General features: G+C 33.4%; 23 protein-coding genes and 1 tRNA gene. 4 read left to right on the top strand and 20 right to left on the bottom strand.

Features of this window, described 5'->3' with window-relative positions; genetic code table 11:
- The first annotated feature begins 54 nt into the window (after positions 1 to 54).
- From B3394_RS02285 to B3394_RS02270, 4 genes are all read left to right on the top strand, one after another.
- Positions 55 to 690 (top strand): hypothetical protein, encoded by a 636-nt coding sequence (locus B3394_RS02285; protein ID WP_286912549.1) that lies wholly within the window; start codon positions 55 to 57, stop codon positions 688 to 690.
- Positions 691 to 954: 264 nt separating this feature from the next.
- Positions 955 to 1,584: a hypothetical protein gene (locus tag B3394_RS02280; protein WP_286912543.1), complete on the top strand. Its 630-nt coding sequence runs from the start codon at positions 955 to 957 to the stop codon at positions 1,582 to 1,584.
- 422 nt (positions 1,585 to 2,006) lie between these two features.
- Complete coding sequence (locus B3394_RS02275; protein ID WP_286912542.1) at positions 2,007 to 2,183, top strand: hypothetical protein; 177 nt, start codon at positions 2,007 to 2,009, stop codon at positions 2,181 to 2,183.
- Positions 2,184 to 2,627: 444 nt separating this feature from the next.
- A complete protein-coding gene (locus tag B3394_RS02270; protein WP_286912539.1) occupies positions 2,628 to 4,061 on the top strand; it encodes a S41 family peptidase in 1,434 nt (477 codons plus the stop codon).
- Positions 4,062 to 4,223: 162 nt separating this feature from the next.
- Here the strand turns inward: B3394_RS02270 and B3394_RS18130 are convergent, their stop codons facing one another.
- The 20 genes from B3394_RS18130 to B3394_RS02175 all read right to left on the bottom strand — a co-directional run bounded on the left by B3394_RS18130 (position 4,224) and on the right by B3394_RS02175 (position 21,351).
- Complete coding sequence (locus B3394_RS18130) at positions 4,224 to 4,460, bottom strand: DUF6966 domain-containing protein (protein WP_414654239.1); 237 nt, start codon at positions 4,458 to 4,460, stop codon at positions 4,224 to 4,226.
- A gap of 181 nt (positions 4,461 to 4,641) precedes the next feature.
- Positions 4,642 to 5,178 carry a hypothetical protein gene (locus B3394_RS02265; protein WP_286912537.1) on the bottom strand — a complete coding sequence of 179 codons (537 nt, stop codon included), beginning with the start codon at positions 5,176 to 5,178 and terminating at the stop codon, positions 4,642 to 4,644.
- Between the two features lie 522 nt (positions 5,179 to 5,700).
- Entirely contained in the window at positions 5,701 to 6,231 is a 531-nt protein-coding gene (locus B3394_RS02260; protein WP_286912534.1) for a hypothetical protein, read from the bottom strand.
- A 198-nt stretch (positions 6,232 to 6,429) separates the two neighbouring features.
- Positions 6,430 to 7,776 (bottom strand): C1 family peptidase, encoded by a 1,347-nt coding sequence (locus B3394_RS02255; protein WP_286912531.1) that lies wholly within the window; start codon positions 7,774 to 7,776, stop codon positions 6,430 to 6,432.
- A gap of 61 nt (positions 7,777 to 7,837) precedes the next feature.
- Positions 7,838 to 8,971 (bottom strand): DUF3800 domain-containing protein, encoded by a 1,134-nt coding sequence (locus B3394_RS02250; RefSeq protein ID WP_286912524.1) that lies wholly within the window; start codon positions 8,969 to 8,971, stop codon positions 7,838 to 7,840.
- A gap of 140 nt (positions 8,972 to 9,111) precedes the next feature.
- A complete protein-coding gene (locus B3394_RS02245) occupies positions 9,112 to 9,651 on the bottom strand; it encodes a hypothetical protein (RefSeq protein ID WP_286912522.1) in 540 nt (179 codons plus the stop codon).
- Positions 9,652 to 9,778: 127 nt separating this feature from the next.
- Positions 9,779 to 10,642 carry a hypothetical protein gene (locus B3394_RS02240; RefSeq protein ID WP_286912521.1) on the bottom strand — a complete coding sequence of 288 codons (864 nt, stop codon included), beginning with the start codon at positions 10,640 to 10,642 and terminating at the stop codon, positions 9,779 to 9,781.
- A 326-nt stretch (positions 10,643 to 10,968) separates the two neighbouring features.
- Positions 10,969 to 11,053, bottom strand: a tRNA-Ser gene (locus B3394_RS02235).
- A 146-nt stretch (positions 11,054 to 11,199) separates the two neighbouring features.
- Positions 11,200 to 12,336 carry a 3,4-dihydroxy-2-butanone-4-phosphate synthase gene (ribB, locus tag B3394_RS02230; RefSeq protein WP_273245285.1) on the bottom strand — a complete coding sequence of 379 codons (1,137 nt, stop codon included), beginning with the start codon at positions 12,334 to 12,336 and terminating at the stop codon, positions 11,200 to 11,202.
- Between the two features lies 1 nt (position 12,337).
- Positions 12,338 to 13,774 (bottom strand): LptF/LptG family permease, encoded by a 1,437-nt coding sequence (locus B3394_RS02225; protein ID WP_177735091.1) that lies wholly within the window; start codon positions 13,772 to 13,774, stop codon positions 12,338 to 12,340.
- Positions 13,775 to 13,781: 7 nt separating this feature from the next.
- Positions 13,782 to 14,426, bottom strand: coding sequence for a LolA family protein (locus B3394_RS02220; protein ID WP_273245288.1), 645 nt, complete (start codon positions 14,424 to 14,426; stop codon positions 13,782 to 13,784).
- Position 14,427: 1 nt separating this feature from the next.
- Positions 14,428 to 16,941 carry a DNA translocase FtsK gene (locus B3394_RS02215; protein WP_286912517.1) on the bottom strand — a complete coding sequence of 838 codons (2,514 nt, stop codon included), beginning with the start codon at positions 16,939 to 16,941 and terminating at the stop codon, positions 14,428 to 14,430.
- Positions 16,942 to 16,975: 34 nt separating this feature from the next.
- Positions 16,976 to 17,344, bottom strand: a complete 369-nt coding sequence (locus B3394_RS02210; protein ID WP_177735085.1) for a diacylglycerol kinase family protein — start codon at positions 17,342 to 17,344, stop codon at positions 16,976 to 16,978.
- An 8-nt stretch (positions 17,345 to 17,352) separates the two neighbouring features.
- Complete coding sequence (tpx, locus tag B3394_RS02205; RefSeq protein WP_273245291.1) at positions 17,353 to 17,850, bottom strand: thiol peroxidase; 498 nt, start codon at positions 17,848 to 17,850, stop codon at positions 17,353 to 17,355.
- Positions 17,851 to 18,067: 217 nt separating this feature from the next.
- Positions 18,068 to 18,226: a hypothetical protein gene (locus B3394_RS02200; protein ID WP_286912507.1), complete on the bottom strand. Its 159-nt coding sequence runs from the start codon at positions 18,224 to 18,226 to the stop codon at positions 18,068 to 18,070.
- Between the two features lie 57 nt (positions 18,227 to 18,283).
- Entirely contained in the window at positions 18,284 to 18,787 is a 504-nt protein-coding gene (locus tag B3394_RS02195) for a hypothetical protein (RefSeq protein ID WP_286912505.1), read from the bottom strand.
- Positions 18,788 to 19,000: 213 nt separating this feature from the next.
- Positions 19,001 to 19,699 carry a hypothetical protein gene (locus tag B3394_RS02190; protein ID WP_286912501.1) on the bottom strand — a complete coding sequence of 233 codons (699 nt, stop codon included), beginning with the start codon at positions 19,697 to 19,699 and terminating at the stop codon, positions 19,001 to 19,003.
- Positions 19,700 to 19,813: 114 nt separating this feature from the next.
- On the bottom strand, positions 19,814 to 20,365 hold the full coding sequence (locus B3394_RS02185; protein WP_286912495.1) for a hypothetical protein: 552 nt from the start codon (positions 20,363 to 20,365) through the stop codon (positions 19,814 to 19,816).
- A gap of 313 nt (positions 20,366 to 20,678) precedes the next feature.
- On the bottom strand, positions 20,679 to 21,134 hold the full coding sequence (locus B3394_RS02180) for a hypothetical protein (RefSeq protein WP_286912494.1): 456 nt from the start codon (positions 21,132 to 21,134) through the stop codon (positions 20,679 to 20,681).
- Positions 21,135 to 21,168: 34 nt separating this feature from the next.
- Positions 21,169 to 21,351, bottom strand: coding sequence for a hypothetical protein (locus tag B3394_RS02175; RefSeq protein WP_286912492.1), 183 nt, complete (start codon positions 21,349 to 21,351; stop codon positions 21,169 to 21,171).
- Between the last annotated feature and the right edge of the window lie 86 nt (positions 21,352 to 21,437).

Genomic DNA, 21,437 nt, shown 5'->3' with positions numbered 1-21,437 from the left:
ATAGGAAACGGAATATTTCTTATATTATTGAAATCATTAATAAAACGTAATTAAATGAATAACGAAATACATGAACTTCTTTATCACTATAATGAGGAAGGGTATGAAGGATACGATTTAAGCGAAGTACAACTCCTTGAAAAAACAGATTTTGACAGAGTTGAAAAATTAAAATTGCTTCTTCACAATGACAATCAATATATTGCTTATCAGGTCATGCTTATTTTACTCGCATGGTCTATACCGGAAGGATTTGATTTACTTGACAGGTTCATAGCTGAAAAATGGGACGAAAAAGAAAATTTTGAACCTCACAGACTATATAATGAAGATAACGTATATGATGTAATCACAAATGCCTTATGTATTGCTACGCTAAAAGGAAAAACCGAACAGGAACTTTATCCATATATTAAACATTTTTTGGATATTTATGGTGATAAATTTTTTGAATCCAATCTAAAAGATTTTCTTTTAAAGAAAAATTGCCTGCTGCTTTTAAAAGAAATCGAGCAAGCGATACAAAGTGCTTTAAAAAATAAAAGATATTATCAGGCAAGTCAACTGTTTCCTGTTATTGTTCATTATGACAAAGGAAGCTTTAATAAGTACCTAGATATTTTTAATGACTTAATCAGTCAGGATGATAGAATTGTATATAATATAGAAGAAGCAGAAAAAAGCATTTAACAGACTTATTATACAATTTAATGTCAGTTTAAAAGCATTTTGATTTATAATACCAAACCACACGAAAGGATTTGTGCGGTAACAATAAAATTATCACTTCGACTTCAATAAATATGTATGGAAACGCCTGACAAGAGAGCAGACAAAGCAAAACAATAAAGTATGCAGGTTCATTCTCTACTGACTATGTGGTGAAGAAAGGCAAGAAGCGGATTGAAGAAACATACAAAGGCAGTTGGTATATAGACAATTTAAAAACACTTTATGAATATCAAACGAGAATTTAATTACTCTATGGATTACTTTGATGCTACATGTGAAGATTCAGGTATTCTATTCTATTATGCAAAGGACTTTGGCTATGAGAAGATAAAAGATATTTTTGGAATAAGCTTAGGATGGGGAGGAGTAGCAATAATCTTTTTACCGAAAATTGAAAATGTGCAAAATTTTTGGCCTCCTATTGCAAATTATGATCTTCATGAACAAGCAGAGGATATATATAAAGCAATGTTGTATGACGAATCTTATATTGTCATTCCTTGCAATGAATGGGCAGGACAAGTAAAAATTTTAGAACCCAGTATTAAGAATTCTTTAATTCAGTCTGAAAAGGAAATTATATTTAAATATAAAAGTTCTGTTTTTTTTATTAGTGACGAGGAATATGAGATTTATAAACAAGAAGCAAAAGAAATACAAGAACTAAATACTCTAGAAGAGGAAAAAGAATATTTAATTATAAGTCACACCCGAACAGAAGATCTGGAAAAACGTATGAAAATTCCTGTATTCATTAAAGAGAAGATCATTCCTTGTTTTGATAAACATGATCTTCATGCTATAGAAAGAGCAAGAGATGAAAACGATAACATTATCTTTACAAGATATTAATTATGCACGTAATACCAAAGTATAATTTTAGCATTAGTTTCTTAGAGGAAATAGATAATGAACTATATCCTGAAGATTTAGTAATTGATATTTTTGATGTTATTATGAATTCTAAATTAGGAATATATATAAAATTTATTCCTGAAATAGATGGAATAGATGAAAGGTAGCCATTCGACTTCGTTAAATATAATGACCCTACGATTCAGGGTTTATGAAAAATATTTCTTTTAGAATCTAAATATGTAGTAACTCCTTCAGATAAATGGAAAGAGGAAACAAAAATATTAAGTAAAGAATTCATAGCAAAATGTTTTCACATTGAGAATTTAGAAAAAATACACAATGTTATTGTTTTCTTCATTTCAAAAGAAGATTTTGAGTTATATAAAAATGAAAAAGAAAAAATATCAATTTGTGATATGGCTGCAGAAGATAAATCAGGCAAACGGTTTATGGAAGATTTGGAAAAAGAATATAAGTTGCCTGGATTCTTAAAAAATAGGATTATTAATGCTCCATATTTATCGGATGAAGACTTATCATATTTAAAAAGAAAGAGAGATAAAAATGGTAATGTAATTCCGATGGAGGATTAAGTTTCTTGCAATATGAAAAATTATAAAAAAGAATTTAATTATATCTTATATTATATTGATTGGCAATCAGATCCTATGTTTATCGCTCAATTATTCTGACCTTATAAAATACATATATATTTCCGTCTTCTTTCTCCTCTGTAACCAATCTGAAGTAGAGCATATTATCATCTGTCCAGAATTCCTTTTCTATAAAGCAAAGCCATTCTCCGGTTTTATTTTGTAATCCGGTTCAGTCGATTTATTGACTAATATTGAAACAGGATTTCGTGTATTTCGTCCGGACATTGCAGACTCTTTATTATATCTTCTGTGCGGTTAACAACGATTTAAAGTAAAACAAAAGACAACCAGTGTACTTATATTTGTATCATAGTAACGCAATGTATATATTTGGTTTTAAGTGGCATTCAATAAATAATAAGCCTGAATAATAATTAGATAATGAATTTGAAAATAATATTCCCGTTTTTATGCTTTGTGATGAATTTCAGTTATGGACAGCATAAATCATTGTTAGATAAAACGTTAAAAAAAGATAGTATTTCTTCAGAATTTACGCAGCTATATAACTTGACAAATACGATTCATCCGGGACAGTTTATGTTTTGTTCGAAAAAAGAATTTGACAAAACCTATTTTGACTTGAAGAATTCGATCAAAGGAGATCTTTCCATTGTAGATTATTACAAACTCACAGCCACACTAATGGCAAAACTCAAAGATGGGCATACAACCGTTGATAGAGGGCAAATTACGGCATTGTTAAAAGAAAAACCCGTTTTTCCATTCAGTATTTATCAGATTAAAAATAATTATTATTTTGATAATTCAATAAAGGAAAACAACACTTATTCAGGTTTACAGATTCTTAAAATAAACGGAGAAAATATTGATGCGATAGTAAAAGATGTCAAAAAAAATATTCATCTTGAAGGTCGAAATGAAACAGGATTAAATACGAAATTTAAGAATTTCCCTTTTTATTATTTTATTTACAACCAAAGTGAAAAATTTGAAGTTGAATTCATAGACAAAAATAACCAAAAGCAGAAAGTAGTATTAAAAGGAATTACTTTTGACAACTTCACAAAAAGCACCACCGAAAACATTCAACCTTTAACAACTGAAATTAGAAAAGATAAAATTGCTGTTCTCAAGTTTCATTCCTTTGGAAATGGTTATAATGAGGCCGATAGAAAGATTGCGCAAAATCAATTAGATATTTTTTTCGCAAAGCTTGACAGCCTGAAAACTAAAAATCTAATTATTGATTTACGCGATAACAGCGGTGGAGCTGCGGAAATTGCCAATTATTTGTTTTCTTATTTAATCGATAAACCCTATTACTATTTTGATTATGTTGGCGCAAAGTATAATAGTGTGAAAAGCTGGAAGCATTATGCGCAATATCCCGAAAGCATTGAAGAAATAAATTTAGCCGAAACTAAGAAAAGAAACGGACTGAATTGCAACTCAACAACCAATAGTGCAGCTGATTACTGGTGGTTTAAAAAACAACAAAATAAACCAAATTTTTACAAAGGGCATATTAGTGTTTTGATTAATGGAGGTTGCTTTTCAACCACCGGGCATTTATTAGCATTAATGTGGGAATATAAAATTGGAAAATTTTATGGAGAATATTCTCAGGGAAGTAATTATAGTAATTCGGGTGGTCGGGCATTTGTTCTGCCTTATTCTAAAACATTGGTATGGATACCTGTATTTCAGTACAAAATGAAAACTCCGAATTTTAAAAATGATCCAAAAGGAATAAAGCCAGACGTCGAAGTACAGCTTCTGGCTGATGATTTAAAAACGGGGTTTGATAGACAAATGGATTTCATATTAAAAACACTTTCAAGAGTAGAATAGAAGCGAGTAAAGCCCATGTGCTACGATGAACATTATTTATCTTTCAAATAGTCATTATGTGAAAAAGTGATCATAGTTTCCGGGTTCGGAATACCTTTCTGTTTCAATAAATTTACCAGGTTTTTTAATATCTGAATCGGATGGATTATAAACACTTTCTTTTCAACCGGTCACTTTCTTGTATAATTCCTTTTTTAATGTATGTAAAGTGTCGTTTTCTTTTTGGCAGAGGGCACCGTCTTTATATAGTATTAAATCATCAAAAGACCCCATTCCTCCATATATTGAGATTATTTTTCTATAGGCTGAATTATCTTTTGATAGTTCCAATTCTGATATGAAATTTTCAAAACATTTTGCCCGATTTAATTCCCCGACTTCCGTTAAGAGTTTTTGTATTTCAATGCAGCTGTCATATTATTAAGTTTCGATGTGACTATGATTTGTTAAACGTATTTGTAACGAATTTATAGTAGCATACATCCGATGTCATATATTTCAATTCGTTTCAATAATCACATAAATTTTTTGAAATTCACTTTGACTATACTTTGCTAAAATATTAATAGAATCATTTTTTTTATTTTAAATATTTTCGAATTTCTTCTATCTTTTCAATTTCCAATTTATAAGAATTTCCATTTATTCTTTCATAAAGATTTTTACAGGCATTTAAAAATTCTTTAATAAATATATCCTTGTATAGGAAAACGGGATTTTCATTACCTATTTTGATACTTATAAATTCTTTTTCTTTTGTTAAAGTAACTTCAACAGGTTGGTCCGGGAAACAAAATTTCTCAAATTCTTTATTCTTTATTGTTATCTCATAAATAGAATTAATAAAATAGGAACATAATTGATCTATTAAATCCCAATGTTTAAATCCGATGAGTTCTTTTCCATAATATGCTATATACATAGCACCTTCTATATAAAAACTGTCTTTAGCCAAATATTTGTCTAATTCGCTTTCGTTTAATTCATTAAACCGAAAAAAATAAAGTTCCCAATTATTGTTAATAGTTTTAAAATCATTAACAATAATATCTCTCTTTTTTAGGAAAAACTCGATATGAATTTCTGTATTTTGTATAAAACGGACTGATTCTTCCACCTTTATGTTCTGTTTTTATGTTCAGATCTTCTATAATTCCTCCCTGCCACACGATACAATCGTACGGCAGCAAAGGGGAATTTTATTGAATGCAACAAAGTAAAATTCAAATGAAGTTCCAGATAGTGCGATTTATAATCCTGTCTATCATGAACGACAAAAAAAGCCCTGATAAGGTTATCAGGACTTTTTATAAAGCTGCGTAAGAGGTGTCACAATCGAACACCTGATGCTGCTTTTGTTGTGTTTTAATAGAGTTAGGTGATTAGTATAGGCTAATTATTTATAACGTTTCAGGGCTTGACGTAGTGGTGGATTAAGGAAGCCTAAAGCTTTCGGTTAAACACTGATTTTAAAAGTACAAAGTCAACTTTAAATTAAGCCTAAAACCTGCCATTTTCTCAAACCATTGTTACCAGTAAGCTTAATCTTTCGGCAAAGGAGTTTGGTCTTCAGATTTTTCTCTTCTGTCTTCAGGGAAACTTGGTCTTTCTAAAGGTCGGTTTTCTGGTTTTTCATCGTCTAACATAATTGAGTGTTTTTAGTGATTAATATTATAGAAATTATAAATAATGATATTAAAGTTAAAATAATAAAGGTTTTTGATAGATACAAATTATATGAGCGTGTGTCGTTTATTTTGGTATTTTCATCAGTAATAATTATCAATCTTTCAATTAAATCGTCATCAAAATTTATCTTCATATTTTCTTCTACTTTTTCGTTATAATTTGGAATAGTTATAATCTGGAATTCTCTAATTTGTTTTAGATAAGCAAAATTTGGATAGTTAAATCCTCTTAAATAATTATTATATGATTTTATAAGAAAGAAAATACTAATTCCGATTAAAAGTATAGATATAATAAAAAATATCCATAAAGTTATATTACATTCAATATGTTTAAAATATTTTTTATTTGAAAATATAAACGTAACAAAACCTATTAATAAAGAAATTATGCCAACAATCGGATTTATAGAATCATCTAATTTTGAACGTCTATTCAATTCTCTATCATAAATGTATTTATAAAATTCGAAATGATTCATTTTTGATTAGGTTTAGTTTTTCAAAGCTTATTACTAACGTTTTCTGGTTTTGTGTTCAGAAGGGTTTCAGAACACAAAGTTTTAATTTATTACTTAAGTTTATTCGAAACACAAAGCCCTAAGATTATACGTCAGCCCGCCCGCCTGACTCAAACCCCGTGTTAGCCACAGTTTATATTTTGTTAGCACTATGAATTATCATTGTGTAACAGTGAACCTAAATGTTCTCCCAAGTCTTACAGGGTAATTATCAATAATTAATGCTGGTTCAGCCTCAACAACATAAGTTTGTGGAGGTGTTGAAAACGAAGCGTATCGTGGAAACGCAAAATATGGAATTGTTGAGCACCAACCCAAGTTGAGAAGTCCTTGAGAAGTTGAAATTGGAGGTGTAGATGATATTGCTTGTCCTGATTGTAATTTAAATTCAGGAATATACCCTTGTAAAGGAGTCCTTCTTCCACTTGGGGCAACCAAATAGTAATAAATAATAATTTGAGCCGAATTTCCAGTTTTATTAGGCACTGAAAGTAAACCAGTAATGGTCATATATCTATTTTGCGGTAAAATTTGTGGATGTGAAGAACTATTCATGTGTTGGACATTTGTAATACTAAGATTTAGTCCTATATTGATATCATTATTGTTTAGGTTGTTTCTGTTTTCTGTTAGGATATTGTTTACAGTATATGAGTCTGAGAAAGAAGGCTTCATTATAAAGGCCTGCTTTACTACACCATTAAAAACTGAATAGCTTATCCATCCAAATCCATCATTACCCCATGTTTTACCATAAGAGTTAAGAAACTTAAACGCTTGGCGATTATCGTCATAACCAACGATAAGGATTGCATGTCCCATCCTTGGGTCAAAATTCCCTATAGTTTGCCATACATAAGGAGTATTTGGATTGTTTCCATACCCACCTCTAAGGTAATTAATGTCGGAAATAGCACTTGCAATAACCGGATGGGAGTTTGCCAATTGTTCTTTTACATCTGAAAACAAATTCTGTCTTTCACCAAGTCGAAAATAGCGCTCAATTTTAAAATTGACAGCTTGTTGTTTTGCCATTTGAGTTGGAACTGACCGAAAATCATTATCAGAATATGGCATTGAATTCCATGTACAAACTCCCTGGTCTTTTAGTAGGTTTAAAGCGTTAATATAACTACTACCATTATCAACACCACCATTTATTTGGTTATAAACAAAACTTGGTGAAAAGAGATTGTCATAATTCAACTGTCCAGAACTATTGGTAAAAGTCCAATTGTCTTTTCCTTTTTTTGCATAATAGGTTTGTGCACCATATGCGATAGCCCAAGCGACACATGAATTTTGATTCCCTTGGTTTCCGACAGGAGGCAAATATATTGATAGATCAATTGAGGAAGGCAGGCTAGCAACAGATGTTTGAGGTAAGTTGCCTGTAATTCCAGCATACTCTGTTTCTTCGATTAATATAGATCCGGTAAAAATCTCTTGCCCAAAGGATATCAAGAAATTTAATAATAATACGACAGTAAGTGAAATAGTTCTCATATTAAATAGTTTTATTAATATTCTTTCGTGTATTGTTCTTACTAATTGCGGCTAACCAATGTTATAAGGGGTTGTTCTTTCTCTTTTTACGTATTCTGCCCATTTTAGACATTTCTTCAAAACTGTCTGTATTGTGTAAAAAACCAATGTTCTTATTGTGTGATTTGTCAATGACGTTAATTAGCAAGTCAATATTTGTTTGTTGGGTTGCTGTTAATGTTTGAAGATCATTATCAATTTTTTCTCGTGAGCTTGTATTCAAATAGTTTGTCAGTTTGCCCATTAATCCAACGAAAATGTCTGACAGTTGAATTAATTGTTCTGATTTAGAATCTACAAATGTGTAGTTTTTAATTTCGTCTTCACCGTCAAGTATTTTATATTCTTTTAGAGTTTCAAATATTGAATCTTCATTATCAAAAATATGAGTTGAGTTTTTGAATAAGTAAATTGGTCTCAAGTAGAAGTGTGATAAGTCTTTTAGAAGAACATAATCGTCTTCGTTCTGAATAAATGGTAATGAGCCTTTTTTCTTCGCTTCCTTTAAAATTTGTCTTAAAGATTCTAATCCAAAATGATATTCGTGAGTATCAATATATCCGCTAAACAAAGAAGTTAATTCTTCTATAAATGGAAGCACAGAATCACTTTTGATATTTGGATATTTATATCTATAGAATAGATCAATTACTACATCAATTTCAAGTCTTGAAAGTTTATACAGATCATTCTTTAAATGATTGAAAAATTGCGGTCCAAGCTGTTGGGCAGCTTCCGAACTTATTATTGCTGAATCAACTATGTCAACTAAAGACCAATAAAGAATATTTAGACTTGAATAATGGACATACAAATTGTTGTCTTTTAAAAATTGAAGAAACAATTTTAACTTTTCCGATTTTAAACAGTCAAGAAACTGTCCATTTGCAATATGTTTAAATTTAACTTCTATTACTGTCTTTTGAAGTTTAAAGCTGTCAATAAGAGGCTGAATATTTGGTACCTGTCCCAAGTGAACTAAACCGCCTAAAACAAAATTTGCTGTAAATGTGTAGTTAAAGTCATTTTCTCTGACATAGAACTTTTTAATATTGTTCGTTTCGTCATAGTAAAATGTAAATGTCCCGTCAAAGTCTGCTGTCGGTGCAACCATTTTTGTAAACATTCTTATTTCACTTATTTCGTAGTCTATCATTGTTGTCGTGTCTTTTTACAATATCCTATAACGTTCTCGGGCTTTGCGTTCGGGCGGGTTTTTGGAGTACAAAATTTCAATTTATTACAAAGCACTCAGCTTGAAGTTTACACGTCAGTCCGTCTGACGCAAAACCCTTGTTAGTGGCAGTTTTCATTATTTATAATACTTTCAATTAAATTTATTCTTTTCTCTTTTCGTGATTTATATTTCTCAAATTTCTTTGCATTTTCAAAAAGACTATTATTATAATAAATAATTGCAAATATTGAAAAGAGGGTTCTCGCACTAGCACCTAAGAAACCATAAAATAAAATGTCACTATCCACTTTAATTACAATTAAATAAAGAATTATCAAAAAAATAAACAATCCAAGACAATAATATAAGTCTCGTATTAATTTATTATAAGATTTTTGATCATTGTTTTTTATTTTTTCGACTTTTATAATATCTTCTTTGTAGGTTTCTAACAGGTTTTCCAAATTTCTTTTGTTTAAACTTGAAATACCTTTACCTGTTTTTTTTGCAAGGAATTTTGTAGATATAGCTGCATAAAATATACATTTCTTAAATAAATCTGTAAGTATATTTCCAACAACTGCAAGAATCATCACAGAAATAAAAGTATTTTGTCTGACGAAATCATTTAAATAATCAAGTATTTCTTGAAATTGCATTTGGTTAATTTTTTATTACATGATTGTTTGAGAAATTGCCACTAACGTTTCAGGCTTGGCGTTCGGGCGGGTTTTGGAGCACAAAGCTCCAAGTTTGCGCGTCAGCCCGCCTGATGCAAAACCCGTGTTAGCACTTGTTATTTAATTCGTCATATTTCACTTGAAATCTTTTTTCATTGTCAGGAAAGTTGTCGAACATAAAAAATATTCTTTTATGTTTTTCAAAATAGTCTTTTTTAGATTTCAGTAATTCTGTCCTAAACTTAATTTTGTATTGGTTTTCAAGATTCCTGTCTTTGATATTCAAATTGTTTTGTTTTAGTCCATCTTCAAACCGAAGTTTTATCTGTTCTTCAGAAAACTTCTCCCTAAAATATTTTCGGTTAATATTTTTGAAAGTGTCTTCTGAATTTATGAAGTGGTAAGTTGAAAGAACAGTGGGGTTAGCTTCGTGAAGTTTTTTAATTGCTTCGTTCAAGTCATAATTTCTAAGAAAAACATCGTAAAATTCGTTGTAGCGAATTAAAAGGTCTGAAACTTTAATTTCGTCAAATGAGCCAATGAAGCCCCAATAGGGTGCTGACTTGTTTATTTTGATTAGTTGCATAATGTATCCACCGTGACAAACGGCCAATGTGATAAATAAATTATTTCCAATAATACTGTTTAGGGCAACTAAGTCTTGATACAGTTCGTTCCAAGCAACTAATTCGCCTGATTTAAGAACCAAACCTGTTGTGTCTGAACTTCCGTGAATTTCAAAATGCAATATTGGATATTGTCCTTTTGTTAGGCAGTCGTCTTTGATTGTTTCAAGCGTTTTCAAAAAGTCTGTTTTGTTGTCAACCGGAATGTATTCAGCTTTGAAGTCTGTTATTTGAGATTCTTTCCACCTTAACAAGTCATCATACAATTCTTTACCCGTCAATTTTTCTTTGGTTACGTCAAGCGATTCTATAACGTAAACTTTATTAAATTTAAATCCTGTCATAGCTTTGTCAATTTTGGGGTCGTCCTTATAATGAGTGCTAACGTTGTTTTTTTGCGAAACTTTTAACCTGCCTGTTTCCTGAACAAGCACATAATCTTATTTCGTAAAACTTATTCTTTAATAATTGCAATACTGTTAAACCCGAAAGAAACTAATTTATATACAAAAAAGCAATACGTATTTTTACTTGATTTACAGCTAATGAATTTTAAAATAGAATTAGAAACATAAATAAAAGAATATCTTACAGGTTGGCTTGAGGAAAAATAGAAGAAATAAAAAAAGCCTTAAACATTTCGTTTAAGGCTTTTATAAGAAAATTCTTGCGGAGAAAGAGGGATTCGAACCCCCGGACCTGTTACAGTCAACAGTTTTCAAGACTGCCGCAATCGACCACTCTGCCATTTCTCCAATATGTTACAACCACTTGCGGATTGCGGTTGCAAATATAGTGCGTTTTTCGGTTTTTACAAGCCTTTTTTGCTTAAAACTATCGAAAAAACAAGTGGTTTGACATAACTTGCTTACAGTGATAGTTTTAGAAAGGTAAATAAAAATTAAAAACCTACGTATTCCGTGATTTCAAGTCCGTATCCGATCATTCCCACGCGTTTTGTCTGCTCGGAATTGGATAATAAACGGATTTTACAGATATCCAAATCGTGCAACATTTGCGCTCCGATACCAAAATCTTTAGCGTCAATTTTAATTTCCGGCGCTTTGTGTACGCCCTGTGACTGCAGATTTTTAAGTTCCGACAAACGGTTTAGCAGGTCGGAGGACTGTATTTCCTGGTTGATAAACAAAATAGCGCCCTGTCCTTCTTCGTTAATACGACGGAACATATCGTCAAGACGTTTGTCGGCATTATTGGTCAGCGTACCTAATATATCGTTGTTAACGTGTGTAGAGTTAATTCGGGTCAGTACCGGCTCACCGGCGCTCCAGCTTCCTTTTGTCAAAGCAATATGTACCTGTTTGTTTGTGATTTGCAGGTAGGCTCTTAAACGGAAAGTCCCGAAACGGGTTTCGATTTCAAAATCCTCTTTTTTCTGGATCAGACTGTCGTGCTGCATTCTGTAGGCAACCAATGCTTCAATAGAAACGATTTTAAGGTCAAATCGTTTGGCTACTTCCATTAATTGCGGCAAACGGGCCATTGATCCGTCTTCGTTTAATATTTCAACCAGTATTCCGGCCGGTTTTAAGCCTGCCAGACGTGCTAAATCGATAGCAGCCTCTGTGTGTCCGGTTCTTCTCAATACACCGCCCTGTTTGGCACGTAAAGGAAAAATATGTCCCGGGCGACCCAGGTCTTCCGGTTTGGTTTCGTCGTCTACTAAAGAAAGGATGGTTTTGGCTCTGTCATGTACCGAAATACCGGTAGTACAGCCGTGTCCTTTTAAATCTACCGAAACGGTAAACTGTGTTTCGTGCAGTACGGTGTTGTTCGTAACCATCAGGTTAAGATCCAGTTCCTTACATCTTGCTTCTGTTAAAGGAGCACAGATAAGGCCTCGTCCGTGAGTAGCCATGAAGTTGATCATTTCCGGAGTTACTTTTTCTGCCGCAGCAATAAAATCTCCTTCGTTTTCACGATCTTCATCGTCAACAACAATAATAATTTTACCTTGTCTTATATCTTCAATAGCTTCTTCTATAGTGTTGAGTTGTATGTGTTCGTTAGTTGCCATTTTAGTTGTTATTATTTTTAAATATTTTTTCTGCAAGTTTCTGGAACGGAACGGTAATCCAGTCAAAATTAATCATCACGCCAATATCGTTGGTTGCCCGGTAGGTCAGGAATATTGCCAGCGGTGTTAAAACCATCGAAGCCATCCAGGTTCCCAGGAAAGGAGGGATCCCGTTTTCCTGTGCTACTTTCTTTCCGAAAGTATTAATGAAGTGGTAGATAATGAAAATCAGTACCGCAAATACAATGGGCAGTCCCAAGCCTCCTTTACGGATAATGGCTCCCAGCGGTGCCCCGATAAAGAACATCAGCAGACAGGAGAATGCCACTACAAATTTTTCATGCAATACGATCCAGTGTACGTTGATGTTTTTTTGTTTTTCCAGCAGGTCATTACTGTTACTGTCTATAGAGTAGATCAGGCTGGTTACGTTATTTTTGGAAATTTCCAGTACTTTATATTGTAAATCCAGAGGCAGCAGCGCCATCATGTCTTTGGTCTTGTTGGATGCTGTATTGGAACCGGAGAATTTAGGTTTCAATGCAAAATCAGTGCCCTGAACAATATTGTCGGCAAAGGATAATTTATCTTTTTTAATATTCGATTCTAAGGAGTCAATGGTAAAATTCAGCTCATTTACCGTAAGCATGGTATTGGTATTCGTGATCTTTTCATCTTCATCAACAGGGTTTAAAGCTGTTAAATCGATATTGACACGGTATTTTTTAAAGGCCGCTTTGGCAAACGGTTCCCGTTTCCGGTCTTCATAATTTTTTGGCATCACATCTTCGTAGTAATAGCCGTCAATTAAATCCAGTTTTAAAATATTGGAATTGGCATCGTTAATTAAAACCCCTCTTTTGGCTTTAATAACCGATTTATTCCCGGTTCCCAGGTTCGATTTCTCGTGCATGGTAACACCTTGCAGCTGTTCGCCTTTTTCCCCGGATTTCTTATCTACTTTAATGGAGAAATTCCCGATCTTGTTAAAAAGACCTTCTGCAATGGCCATAGCCGGTTTGGTATGGAAAATCTCTTTACGAAGGTTTACAAAGTTATATTCTGCTTTCGGAATAACATTATTGGCAAAAAAGAAAGAAACAAAGCTTAAAATCACGATAAAAATATTCAGACTCTGCATTGCTCTTTTCAACGATATCCCGGAAGATTTCATCGCTGCAAATTCATAATTCTCCGAAAAACTTCCAAAAGTCATGATCGAAGCAAGCAGGATGGAAAGCGGTAAAACGAGCGGAATCATTTTTGGCGAGTAGAAGAGTAGGAACTGGAATACCAGCCAGGCGTCCAGGTCTTTACCGGCTAATTCGGCAATGAACAGCCAGATTCCCTGCAAAATGAATATAAAAAAAAGGATTACAAATACCGTAGCAAATGTAATCAGGAAGCTTTTAAGAATGTAACGGTCTAATATTTTCACCCGATAATTAATCTAATTTATTGATGTAGTAATTAGGATATTTACTTTCGGTAAAGGTAAAATGATTTTTCGAAATAGGCTGATTCGTTTTAAAAGAATTAACAGTCAAAGTGGTTTTTGTACCGTCTTTCGCGATTTCGATCTTATTGTAGATGTGTTTTGTCTGAGTATCAATACCTAAGTAAATTTCTTTGGTTTTATCTTTGGCGCTAAGCGGCGTAAGTTTGATGTATTGTATCTTACGGCCTCTGATGTTTAGTAATTTGTCCCAGGCATATTTGTAGCCGGAATTGAAGAAGGTCAGTATTTTAGACGGCGTAATGGAATTTTCATCATTCTCGTCATATTTGGATACGGTAATTTCTTCGTCTTCAGGGATAATCGTATAGTTTTTCTTTCCGTCAAACATTTTGGTAACGCCCATAAAGTTCAGTACAAATAAATTGCCTTTAAGGGTCACGTTTCCTTTACTGTCCTGGTCCTGGTTTTGTTTGGTGTTTTGAAGCGTAAAGCGGAAATCAATAACAATATTGTCATAGCTTTTCGCTTTGGTGTAAACTTCATCCAACAGGTCTTTTGCCTTTTTGGCTTCCTGTGCCTGTAGGGTTAAACCAAAGAATAGTAAGGTGATAAACTGAAAAAAAGTACGCATTTTAAAAATCATTTTGTTCATTAGCAAAGAATTGATCCAGGGATGATAAGTCCGGAATGAGTACACTTCGGGCTTTACTGCCTTCAAAAGGACCTACAATTCCTGCAGCTTCCAGTTGGTCGATAAGGCGTCCGGCTCTGTTGTATCCCAATTTCAGTTTTCTTTGTAATAAAGAAGCCGAACCTTGCTGTGCGGTCACAATAATTTCTGCGGCTTCTCTAAATAAAGAATCTCTGTCGGAAATATCTATATCAAGACTTATGCCACTTTCTTCACCAATATATTCCGGAAGCAAATATGCATTCGGATAGGCTTTCTGAGAACCGATGAATTCCGTAATTTTTTCTACCTCTGGTGTGTCAACAAAGGCACATTGCACACGAACCAGGTCATTTCCCTGCGTGTATAGTAAATCCCCGCGACCGATTAACTGATCGGCTCCCTGGCTGTCCAGAATGGTTCTGGAGTCAATTTTAGAGGTTACACGGAAAGCGATACGTGCCGGGAAGTTGGCTTTAATGATACCGGTAATAACGTTTACCGACGGACGTTGTGTTGCGATAATCAGGTGAATACCAATAGCACGGGCAAGCTGTGCCAGACGGGCAATAGGCGTTTCCACCTCTTTACCGGCGGTCATGATCAGATCGGCAAACTCATCCACAACCAGAACGATATACGGCAGGAAGCGGTGTCCGTTTTCCGGATTTAATTTTCGTTGTCTGAATTTCTCGTTATACTCTTTAATGTTACGCACCATCGCATCCTTCAGCAGGTTGTAACGGTTGTCCATCTCGATACAAAGAGAATTCAGTGTGTTGATAACTTTGGTATTATCGGTAATGATCGCATCTTCCGTGTCCGGAAGCTTGGCTAAATAATGTCTTTCAATTTTATTAAAAAGGGTCAATTCCACTTTTTTAGGATCGACCAATACGAATTTTACTTCTGCCGGATGCTTTTTGTATAAAAGCGAGGTTAATACGGCATTTAAACCAACCGATTTACCCTGACCCGTTGCACCGGCCATTAAAAGGTGAGGCATTTTTGCCAGGTCAACCACAAAGGTTTCGTTAGAAATGGTTTTTCCTAAAGCGATTGGCAGTTCCATTTCTGCTGTCTGGAATTTCGGAGAAGCGATAACGCTTTTCATCGAAACCATAGTAGGGGAGTTGTTCGGAACTTCGATACCAATGGTTCCTTTACCCGGAATCGGAGCGATAATACGGATTCCTAAAGCGGCAAGCGATAAGGCAATATCATCTTCCAGGCTCTTGATTTTGGAAATCCGGATCCCGGCTTCGGGTACAATTTCATATAAGGTAACTGTAGGACCAACCGTTGCTTTAATCTGGGCAATGTCGATTTTATAGTTACGAAGGGTCTCAACAATTTTGTTTTTGTTTTCTTCCAGCTCTGCCTGATTGATGGTGATGCCGCCGGATGTATATTCCTTTAATAGGTCAATGGATGGCAGCTGGTAGTTGGATAATTCCAATGTGGGATCAAACTCCCCGAAATCACGGACAAGTCTTGCCGCCAGATTTTCTTCCACCACGGCTTCCTCTTCGATTTTTTCGATTACAAAATGCTCGTCATCGGTTTTTATAATTTCCGAAAGAGGAGCTGTCGGGATTGTGGCTGCCGGCTCCGGTTCGACAGGTTTTGTTTTCAGGCTGATTTCCGAAGGGTGTGCGATAGTGGGTTTTAAAGCTTCTTTATTGATCTCAAATGCAGAAGGCTTGGTCTTTAATTCAATATTGGACAATACTTCGTCGTCCTCTTCATCGTTAAAATCAAGACTTGGATTGGAAGTAATAATGGTGTCGTCAATTATTTCATCGGCTAAGGCTACCGGTGAATTGTTCTGGTTTTCGGCAACCGGCGTGTCCAGGTTTAACTCGTCTGTAAAGGATTTGTTCGATTTTTCAAAGAAATCTTTAATGCCTTCGGTTGAAATTTTTATTTTGAAGATCAGGTAAATGATAACGCCAAACAGCAATACTAAAAAGGTTCCGGTTTTGCCCAGGTAATCCTGTACAAAAAGGTTCATTTCATACCCGATGATACCGCCTAACTGCGGTACTACATTCCAGAAAAAACCAAAGAGTACAGAAAGGATAACCATTACAAAAAGGTCCCAGAAAATGGTTTTTTTAAGTTTGGTTAGCGACAGATCTACCAGAAGATAGGTTCCGGCTAAAAAGAACAGGCGCACAAAAAGAAAAGAAGCCGCTCCGAATCCTCTATACAGGAAAAAATCGGACAGAAAAGCCCCGAATTTTCCTAACCAGTTGTATGTTTTCTCACTTCGGTCACCAAAGCTTGTTAACGAACTCTGGTCGTAATCGCCATAGATATAATAGGAGATAAAAGAGAGCAGCAACGCAACCGAAAATAAAACAAGTAAAGCCCCGAACAGGACTTTGTACTGACGTGAAATTTGCCAGGAGAATTTCGGTTTTGCTGTTTTTTCTCCTTTATCCGGAGTTTCTTTTTTTGTTGATTTTGCCATTTACAATAGTCAAATTTTGTCGCCGTACGGTGAATCAGATTATCCGTGGCAAATATATAATTAATCCCACAGCAATAGCGGCAAGGGCTGCAAAAAATACAGCACCTGCGGCTATGTCTTTTATAAAACCTATTTTTTGATGGTAGTCCGGATGAATAAAATCGGCAATTTTTTCAACAGCCGTATTCAATCCCTCGATACTTAAAACCAGTCCGATTGCCAGTGTCTGCACCAGCCATTCCACCTGCGATATTCTGAAATAGAATCCGGCCAGTGTAACCAAAACAGCCAGGCTGAACTGAATCATCACGCTGTGTTCGGTTGTGATTAGTTTGTAAGCTCCTTTAAAAGCATACACGACACTTTTCAGCCGACCGGTAAAAAAGGAATTATCTTGTTTCATTTAAAATTTTAAAGTGCTGCCAAAGCATTTTCGTAATTAGGTTCGTCCACAATATCCGGAACCTGCTCACTGTATTTTACTACGCCGTTTTCGTCCAGAACAATAACAACGCGGGAAAGCAAACCTGCTAAAGGTCCGTCGGCAATTGTCAGGCCGTATTCTTTACCGAAGCTACCGTCTTTAAAATCAGAAAGATTGATCACGTTCGATAATCCTTCCGCTCCGCAAAAACGAGCCTGTGCAAATGGTAAGTCACGTGAAATACACAATACTTTTGTGTTTTCCAGATTGCTTGCTTTTTCGTTGAATTTTCTAACTGATGCCGCACAGGTACCGGTATCCACACTCGGGAAAATGTTTAAAACAACTTTACTTCCTTTAAAATCGGATAGGGAAGCTAACGAAAGATCGTTTTTAACTAATTGAAAATCTTTTGCCTGTGTACCAACCTGCGGTAATTCTCCGGCAGTGTGAATTGTATTTCCTTTTAATGTGATTTGTGCCATTTTTTTAATTTTTTTAGTACTCCAAAAGTATGAAATTATATCGAAAATACGAAAGTGTACCGGATTTGCCTGCCGAATTTACACAAGGGGTAATTTTCAGGCGGTTATGTGGGCGTATGGCGTTTACCGGCTGAGGAATAAAGAGGCGCGATTATTAGTAGGTGTAATTAAAGAGTGCTTCTCTTTTGGGATTCTGAGCCCAATAGCCGCATTGTCATTATGTGTTATTAATATACTCCTGAGCACTACAGGCCTTATGCTTTAAACCAAACGGATAATAATGATTGTCTTCCATAATGGAGGACACTCCTGTAAAACTATTCTCCGTATAGGACATCCCCAAATCCATAGGTAGCACTAACATAACCCTCTGCATGCTGGAAAAACTTTAAAACATCTTTTTTGTGCTGAAAGCCAACTAAATAAGAGGTGTTTACCAATGTTTTTTAGTCTTAATAATATTTGTGACCATTCGATCAATTTCATTACTAAAAGTTTTTTTTGCATCGGGATTTGGTAAAAGAAAAACAAATCGGCTAAGAACATCATTCTCCGTTGAGAGATAGACGATTCCTCTTACGAATTCGCTATCATTGTAAGAAAAATAAATCTTTAGATTTCCATCCTGTTTTTCAATGTCCGTAATAACCAGCTCATACAAATCCGTTAAAAAATCTTCAAAGTTATTCTCATCAACTTTTACTGCTCCGCTCATCTTATTAGACATCAGATACAATAAATATTTAACCTTGCCATCTGCTCCAAACTCATAGATATCAATATTCGCTTCTGCCTCACGGGTAGCGTTAAACATCGTATAAGTTGTATTTTCTGGGACAGTAACGGTATAAAACTCAGTTTTAAATTTCGTTTGCGAATAAATTCCGGTTACAAGTAACAGCGATATACCTGTAAAAAATAGTTTATACTTATTCATCCATCATGTACTTATAATATTTATATTATCTGATGTTGTCAATATAAAACGAATATAACGATTCTTTTTTTTATCTCCGAAAGTTGTTATACAAGTCAGAGAAGACAGAAAAATAACTGTCTTATTTATTTTTGAATCATCTTTTTATACGAACTATTGATAATCATAGTTTTAATTAGGGATTAAATTAAGGAGACTATACTTAGAATAATTTTACAAAATAGTTCTTTTAATAATTCCTTTATTCTTAATAAACTTGGCAGTCTTTGGTAAAGGATAAGCATTATAAGTAGGGTTTTTATTATCTATTAAGGTGACCTTTTCTAAAATTCTTACCATTTTTTCTCCATTAATAATTGTATCCAAAGACAATGTTTCGTTTATCATTCCTTGTACTGTATTATTTCTAAAGTCTACATAATCAAAATTAAATGTTTTTAAATCAGTAGATGTTACCTTAACAAAGTCAACACTATCTTTATTAATATTTTGTAAATAATAAAACTCAGCTCTTCTTTCATTTATCTTTTTTTTATCAAATCTTTCAAAGTCTGAGTAATATTTGATCGATCCTTTATATTTCCCTTTATCAGTACTCCTCAATTGAAGTGTATAAAAATTGCTATGAATAGTATCTACTTTTTTATTCTCATAAAACTTGAATTGATTTACCAAACTATCTCCATTATTGTACACATAAACCTCTTCATCCATGTGATTAATATTATCTTTAAAATAGGTCCTAATATTTACTATTTTAACAGTTTCAATTTTAGATTTTATGGTATTTTCTTTTTTAATATCATCTTTACATGATATCATTAAGAAAGGAATTATTAAAATCATTTTCATTTTAATTGTCTGGCCTAATATATCCCTGTTCTTCTCTTGCTCTTCTTCTAATATCATCATTCTTTTTTTATATTAAACCTCCAAACTTTTTTTAATGAACTATTTGTGTTTAATAACTGACTAATTATCAGTAGTATTTGTAAATAGAATTAACCAATGATCTAATCTTAAATTTTATTCATATTTCTTTTCATGATTGTTAATTACTACTACTTTATAAGTGACTCTGGTTTCATTTTCTATGAACCTTGACAAATAATCTCCATTTTTATCTTTTTTATTAAGATCTATTAATGCAATGTCATTGATAATACCATCGATATAATATACTCCCGGTTTATCAAACTTTATATCATAAAATGGTATTGTTCTGTTGTTTAGTGCACCAAAAGTGTCCTTAGCAATACTTTTTAAGTGTTTGACATCATAATTTACATTATCTGATGTTGTCAATATAAAACGGGTATAACGATTCTTTTTTTTATCTCCGAAAGTTGTTATAATCGTATCTAATACACTACAGTATCGAACTTGTCCATTATAGTATTTATTAACAAAAACTGTATCAGGAAAATCAACGGTAAAATCAATTCTTTTTTCTTCAAAGGAGCTTTTTTTATTCTCATTACTAATATTCTCTTTATTCTCGTTCTTACATGAAAATATTATTAGACCAATAATTAATATTGCAAATACTCCTTGTACTCTTATAAAATGTGTTCTCATTATTCCTTTTCTTTATACGGTTTTTACAGAATCTTTGGTGTTCATTATAGGAATCATGGATAAATCAGTAGTTCATGAACTATTGCTTTAGATACTTCAAACTTCAACATACCAGCTATATCTTTTGCTATGTTAATCCAAGAAATAGCTAATTATAATTGATGTCTGTGTTATACTTCAAATTTAAAGATGATACATCGAAGATTAATCACCTAATTTTTACAATTGTAGTGGGAGCGAATTACAAATTCGCGCTATAGAGGCTATACAAATGCAGTTAACTTTTTCCTCCCTTTTTTGTTTGCATATCTATCTATTCTCTTACAGGTAAATCAACACGACCCGATAATTTAAGCATAACAGTATCCATTCTAAAAACAGCTACAACTCTTAAAGTTTCATCATTTTTATTCTTTGGAATAAAATCAAATTCAAACTGATTGTCTTCCTTAATTTGAAAGTTTAATTTATTAGTTTCATCAAAATCATAATTTTCGTCAGCAATAAATAAATCATACTTTGGAAAAGTCTGTTGTTGATAGAACATTCCTGTAACCTTGTTTTTATTATTTAATTCAAACGATAAAGCATGTGGTAACAAAACTAATTCCGACGAAACAATTTTGTTGTATTCCGATTCTTTTAATAAATTTTTAAGCTTTTGATTCTCTGATTTTAATTCTTTGACTTCTTCCTCTAATTCTCTTGTTTCATTCTTCTGACAAGAAAAGAAAGTACATAACACTATGAGATATATAATATTTTTCATAACTGATGTATATTTAACGAACATTGTTGAAGTTTTAGTCATCCTGTTCTCTTTCTTTTTTTCTTACTTTTTGTACGTCTGATTTGTTCACTGTTGTGTCTTTGGTAATAGTTACTCTTGGTGCTATACTTTTTTCTCGTGAATTACGATTGGTATAGTCGGTATAATGAGTTTCAGATATTGAAATCACAGTATCGCTCTGTGTTTGATTACTCATAGTACTTTGAATTGCTTTTCCACCCTTTTCAAGACCATCTCGAACTTCTTCAATATTCTCGATAACTTTTCCTGTTCTCGTTAGCT

Origin of the sequence: Flavobacterium sp. UBA4197 (assembly GCF_002379575.1) — a bacterium.
GTDB lineage: Bacteria > Bacteroidota > Bacteroidia > Flavobacteriales > Flavobacteriaceae > Flavobacterium > Flavobacterium inviolabile.
Note: the sequence above shows the minus strand (reverse complement) of the source record. Positions and strands in the feature narration are given on the sequence as shown.

What these genes read in the sequence shown, in the direction of transcription:
- B3394_RS02285 (WP_286912549.1), top strand. Translation starts at nt 55, where the DNA reads ATGAATAACGAAATACATGAACTTCTTTATCACTATAATGAGGAAGGG.
- B3394_RS02280 (WP_286912543.1), top strand. Translation starts at nt 955, where the DNA reads ATGAATATCAAACGAGAATTTAATTACTCTATGGATTACTTTGATGCT.
- B3394_RS02275 (WP_286912542.1), top strand. Translation starts at nt 2,007, where the DNA reads ATGGCTGCAGAAGATAAATCAGGCAAACGGTTTATGGAAGATTTGGAA.
- B3394_RS02270 (WP_286912539.1), top strand. Translation starts at nt 2,628, where the DNA reads ATGAATTTGAAAATAATATTCCCGTTTTTATGCTTTGTGATGAATTTC.
- B3394_RS02260 (WP_286912534.1), bottom strand. Translation starts at nt 6,231, where the DNA reads ATGAATCATTTCGAATTTTATAAATACATTTATGATAGAGAATTGAAT.
- B3394_RS02255 (WP_286912531.1), bottom strand. Translation starts at nt 7,776, where the DNA reads ATGAGAACTATTTCACTTACTGTCGTATTATTATTAAATTTCTTGATA.
- B3394_RS02250 (WP_286912524.1), bottom strand. Translation starts at nt 8,971, where the DNA reads ATGATAGACTACGAAATAAGTGAAATAAGAATGTTTACAAAAATGGTT.
- B3394_RS02245 (WP_286912522.1), bottom strand. Translation starts at nt 9,651, where the DNA reads ATGCAATTTCAAGAAATACTTGATTATTTAAATGATTTCGTCAGACAA.
- B3394_RS02240 (WP_286912521.1), bottom strand. Translation starts at nt 10,642, where the DNA reads ATGACAGGATTTAAATTTAATAAAGTTTACGTTATAGAATCGCTTGAC.
- ribB (WP_273245285.1), bottom strand. Translation starts at nt 12,336, where the DNA reads ATGGCAACTAACGAACACATACAACTCAACACTATAGAAGAAGCTATT.
- B3394_RS02220 (WP_273245288.1), bottom strand. Translation starts at nt 14,426, where the DNA reads ATGCGTACTTTTTTTCAGTTTATCACCTTACTATTCTTTGGTTTAACC.
- B3394_RS02215 (WP_286912517.1), bottom strand. Translation starts at nt 16,941, where the DNA reads ATGGCAAAATCAACAAAAAAAGAAACTCCGGATAAAGGAGAAAAAACA.
- B3394_RS02210 (WP_177735085.1), bottom strand. Translation starts at nt 17,344, where the DNA reads ATGAAACAAGATAATTCCTTTTTTACCGGTCGGCTGAAAAGTGTCGTG.
- tpx (WP_273245291.1), bottom strand. Translation starts at nt 17,850, where the DNA reads ATGGCACAAATCACATTAAAAGGAAATACAATTCACACTGCCGGAGAA.
- B3394_RS02200 (WP_286912507.1), bottom strand. Translation starts at nt 18,226, where the DNA reads ATGCAGAGGGTTATGTTAGTGCTACCTATGGATTTGGGGATGTCCTAT.
- B3394_RS02195 (WP_286912505.1), bottom strand. Translation starts at nt 18,787, where the DNA reads ATGAATAAGTATAAACTATTTTTTACAGGTATATCGCTGTTACTTGTA.
- B3394_RS02190 (WP_286912501.1), bottom strand. Translation starts at nt 19,699, where the DNA reads ATGATGATATTAGAAGAAGAGCAAGAGAAGAACAGGGATATATTAGGC.
- B3394_RS02185 (WP_286912495.1), bottom strand. Translation starts at nt 20,365, where the DNA reads ATGAGAACACATTTTATAAGAGTACAAGGAGTATTTGCAATATTAATT.
- B3394_RS02180 (WP_286912494.1), bottom strand. Translation starts at nt 21,134, where the DNA reads ATGAAAAATATTATATATCTCATAGTGTTATGTACTTTCTTTTCTTGT.
- B3394_RS02175 (WP_286912492.1), bottom strand. Translation starts at nt 21,351, where the DNA reads ATGAGTAATCAAACACAGAGCGATACTGTGATTTCAATATCTGAAACT.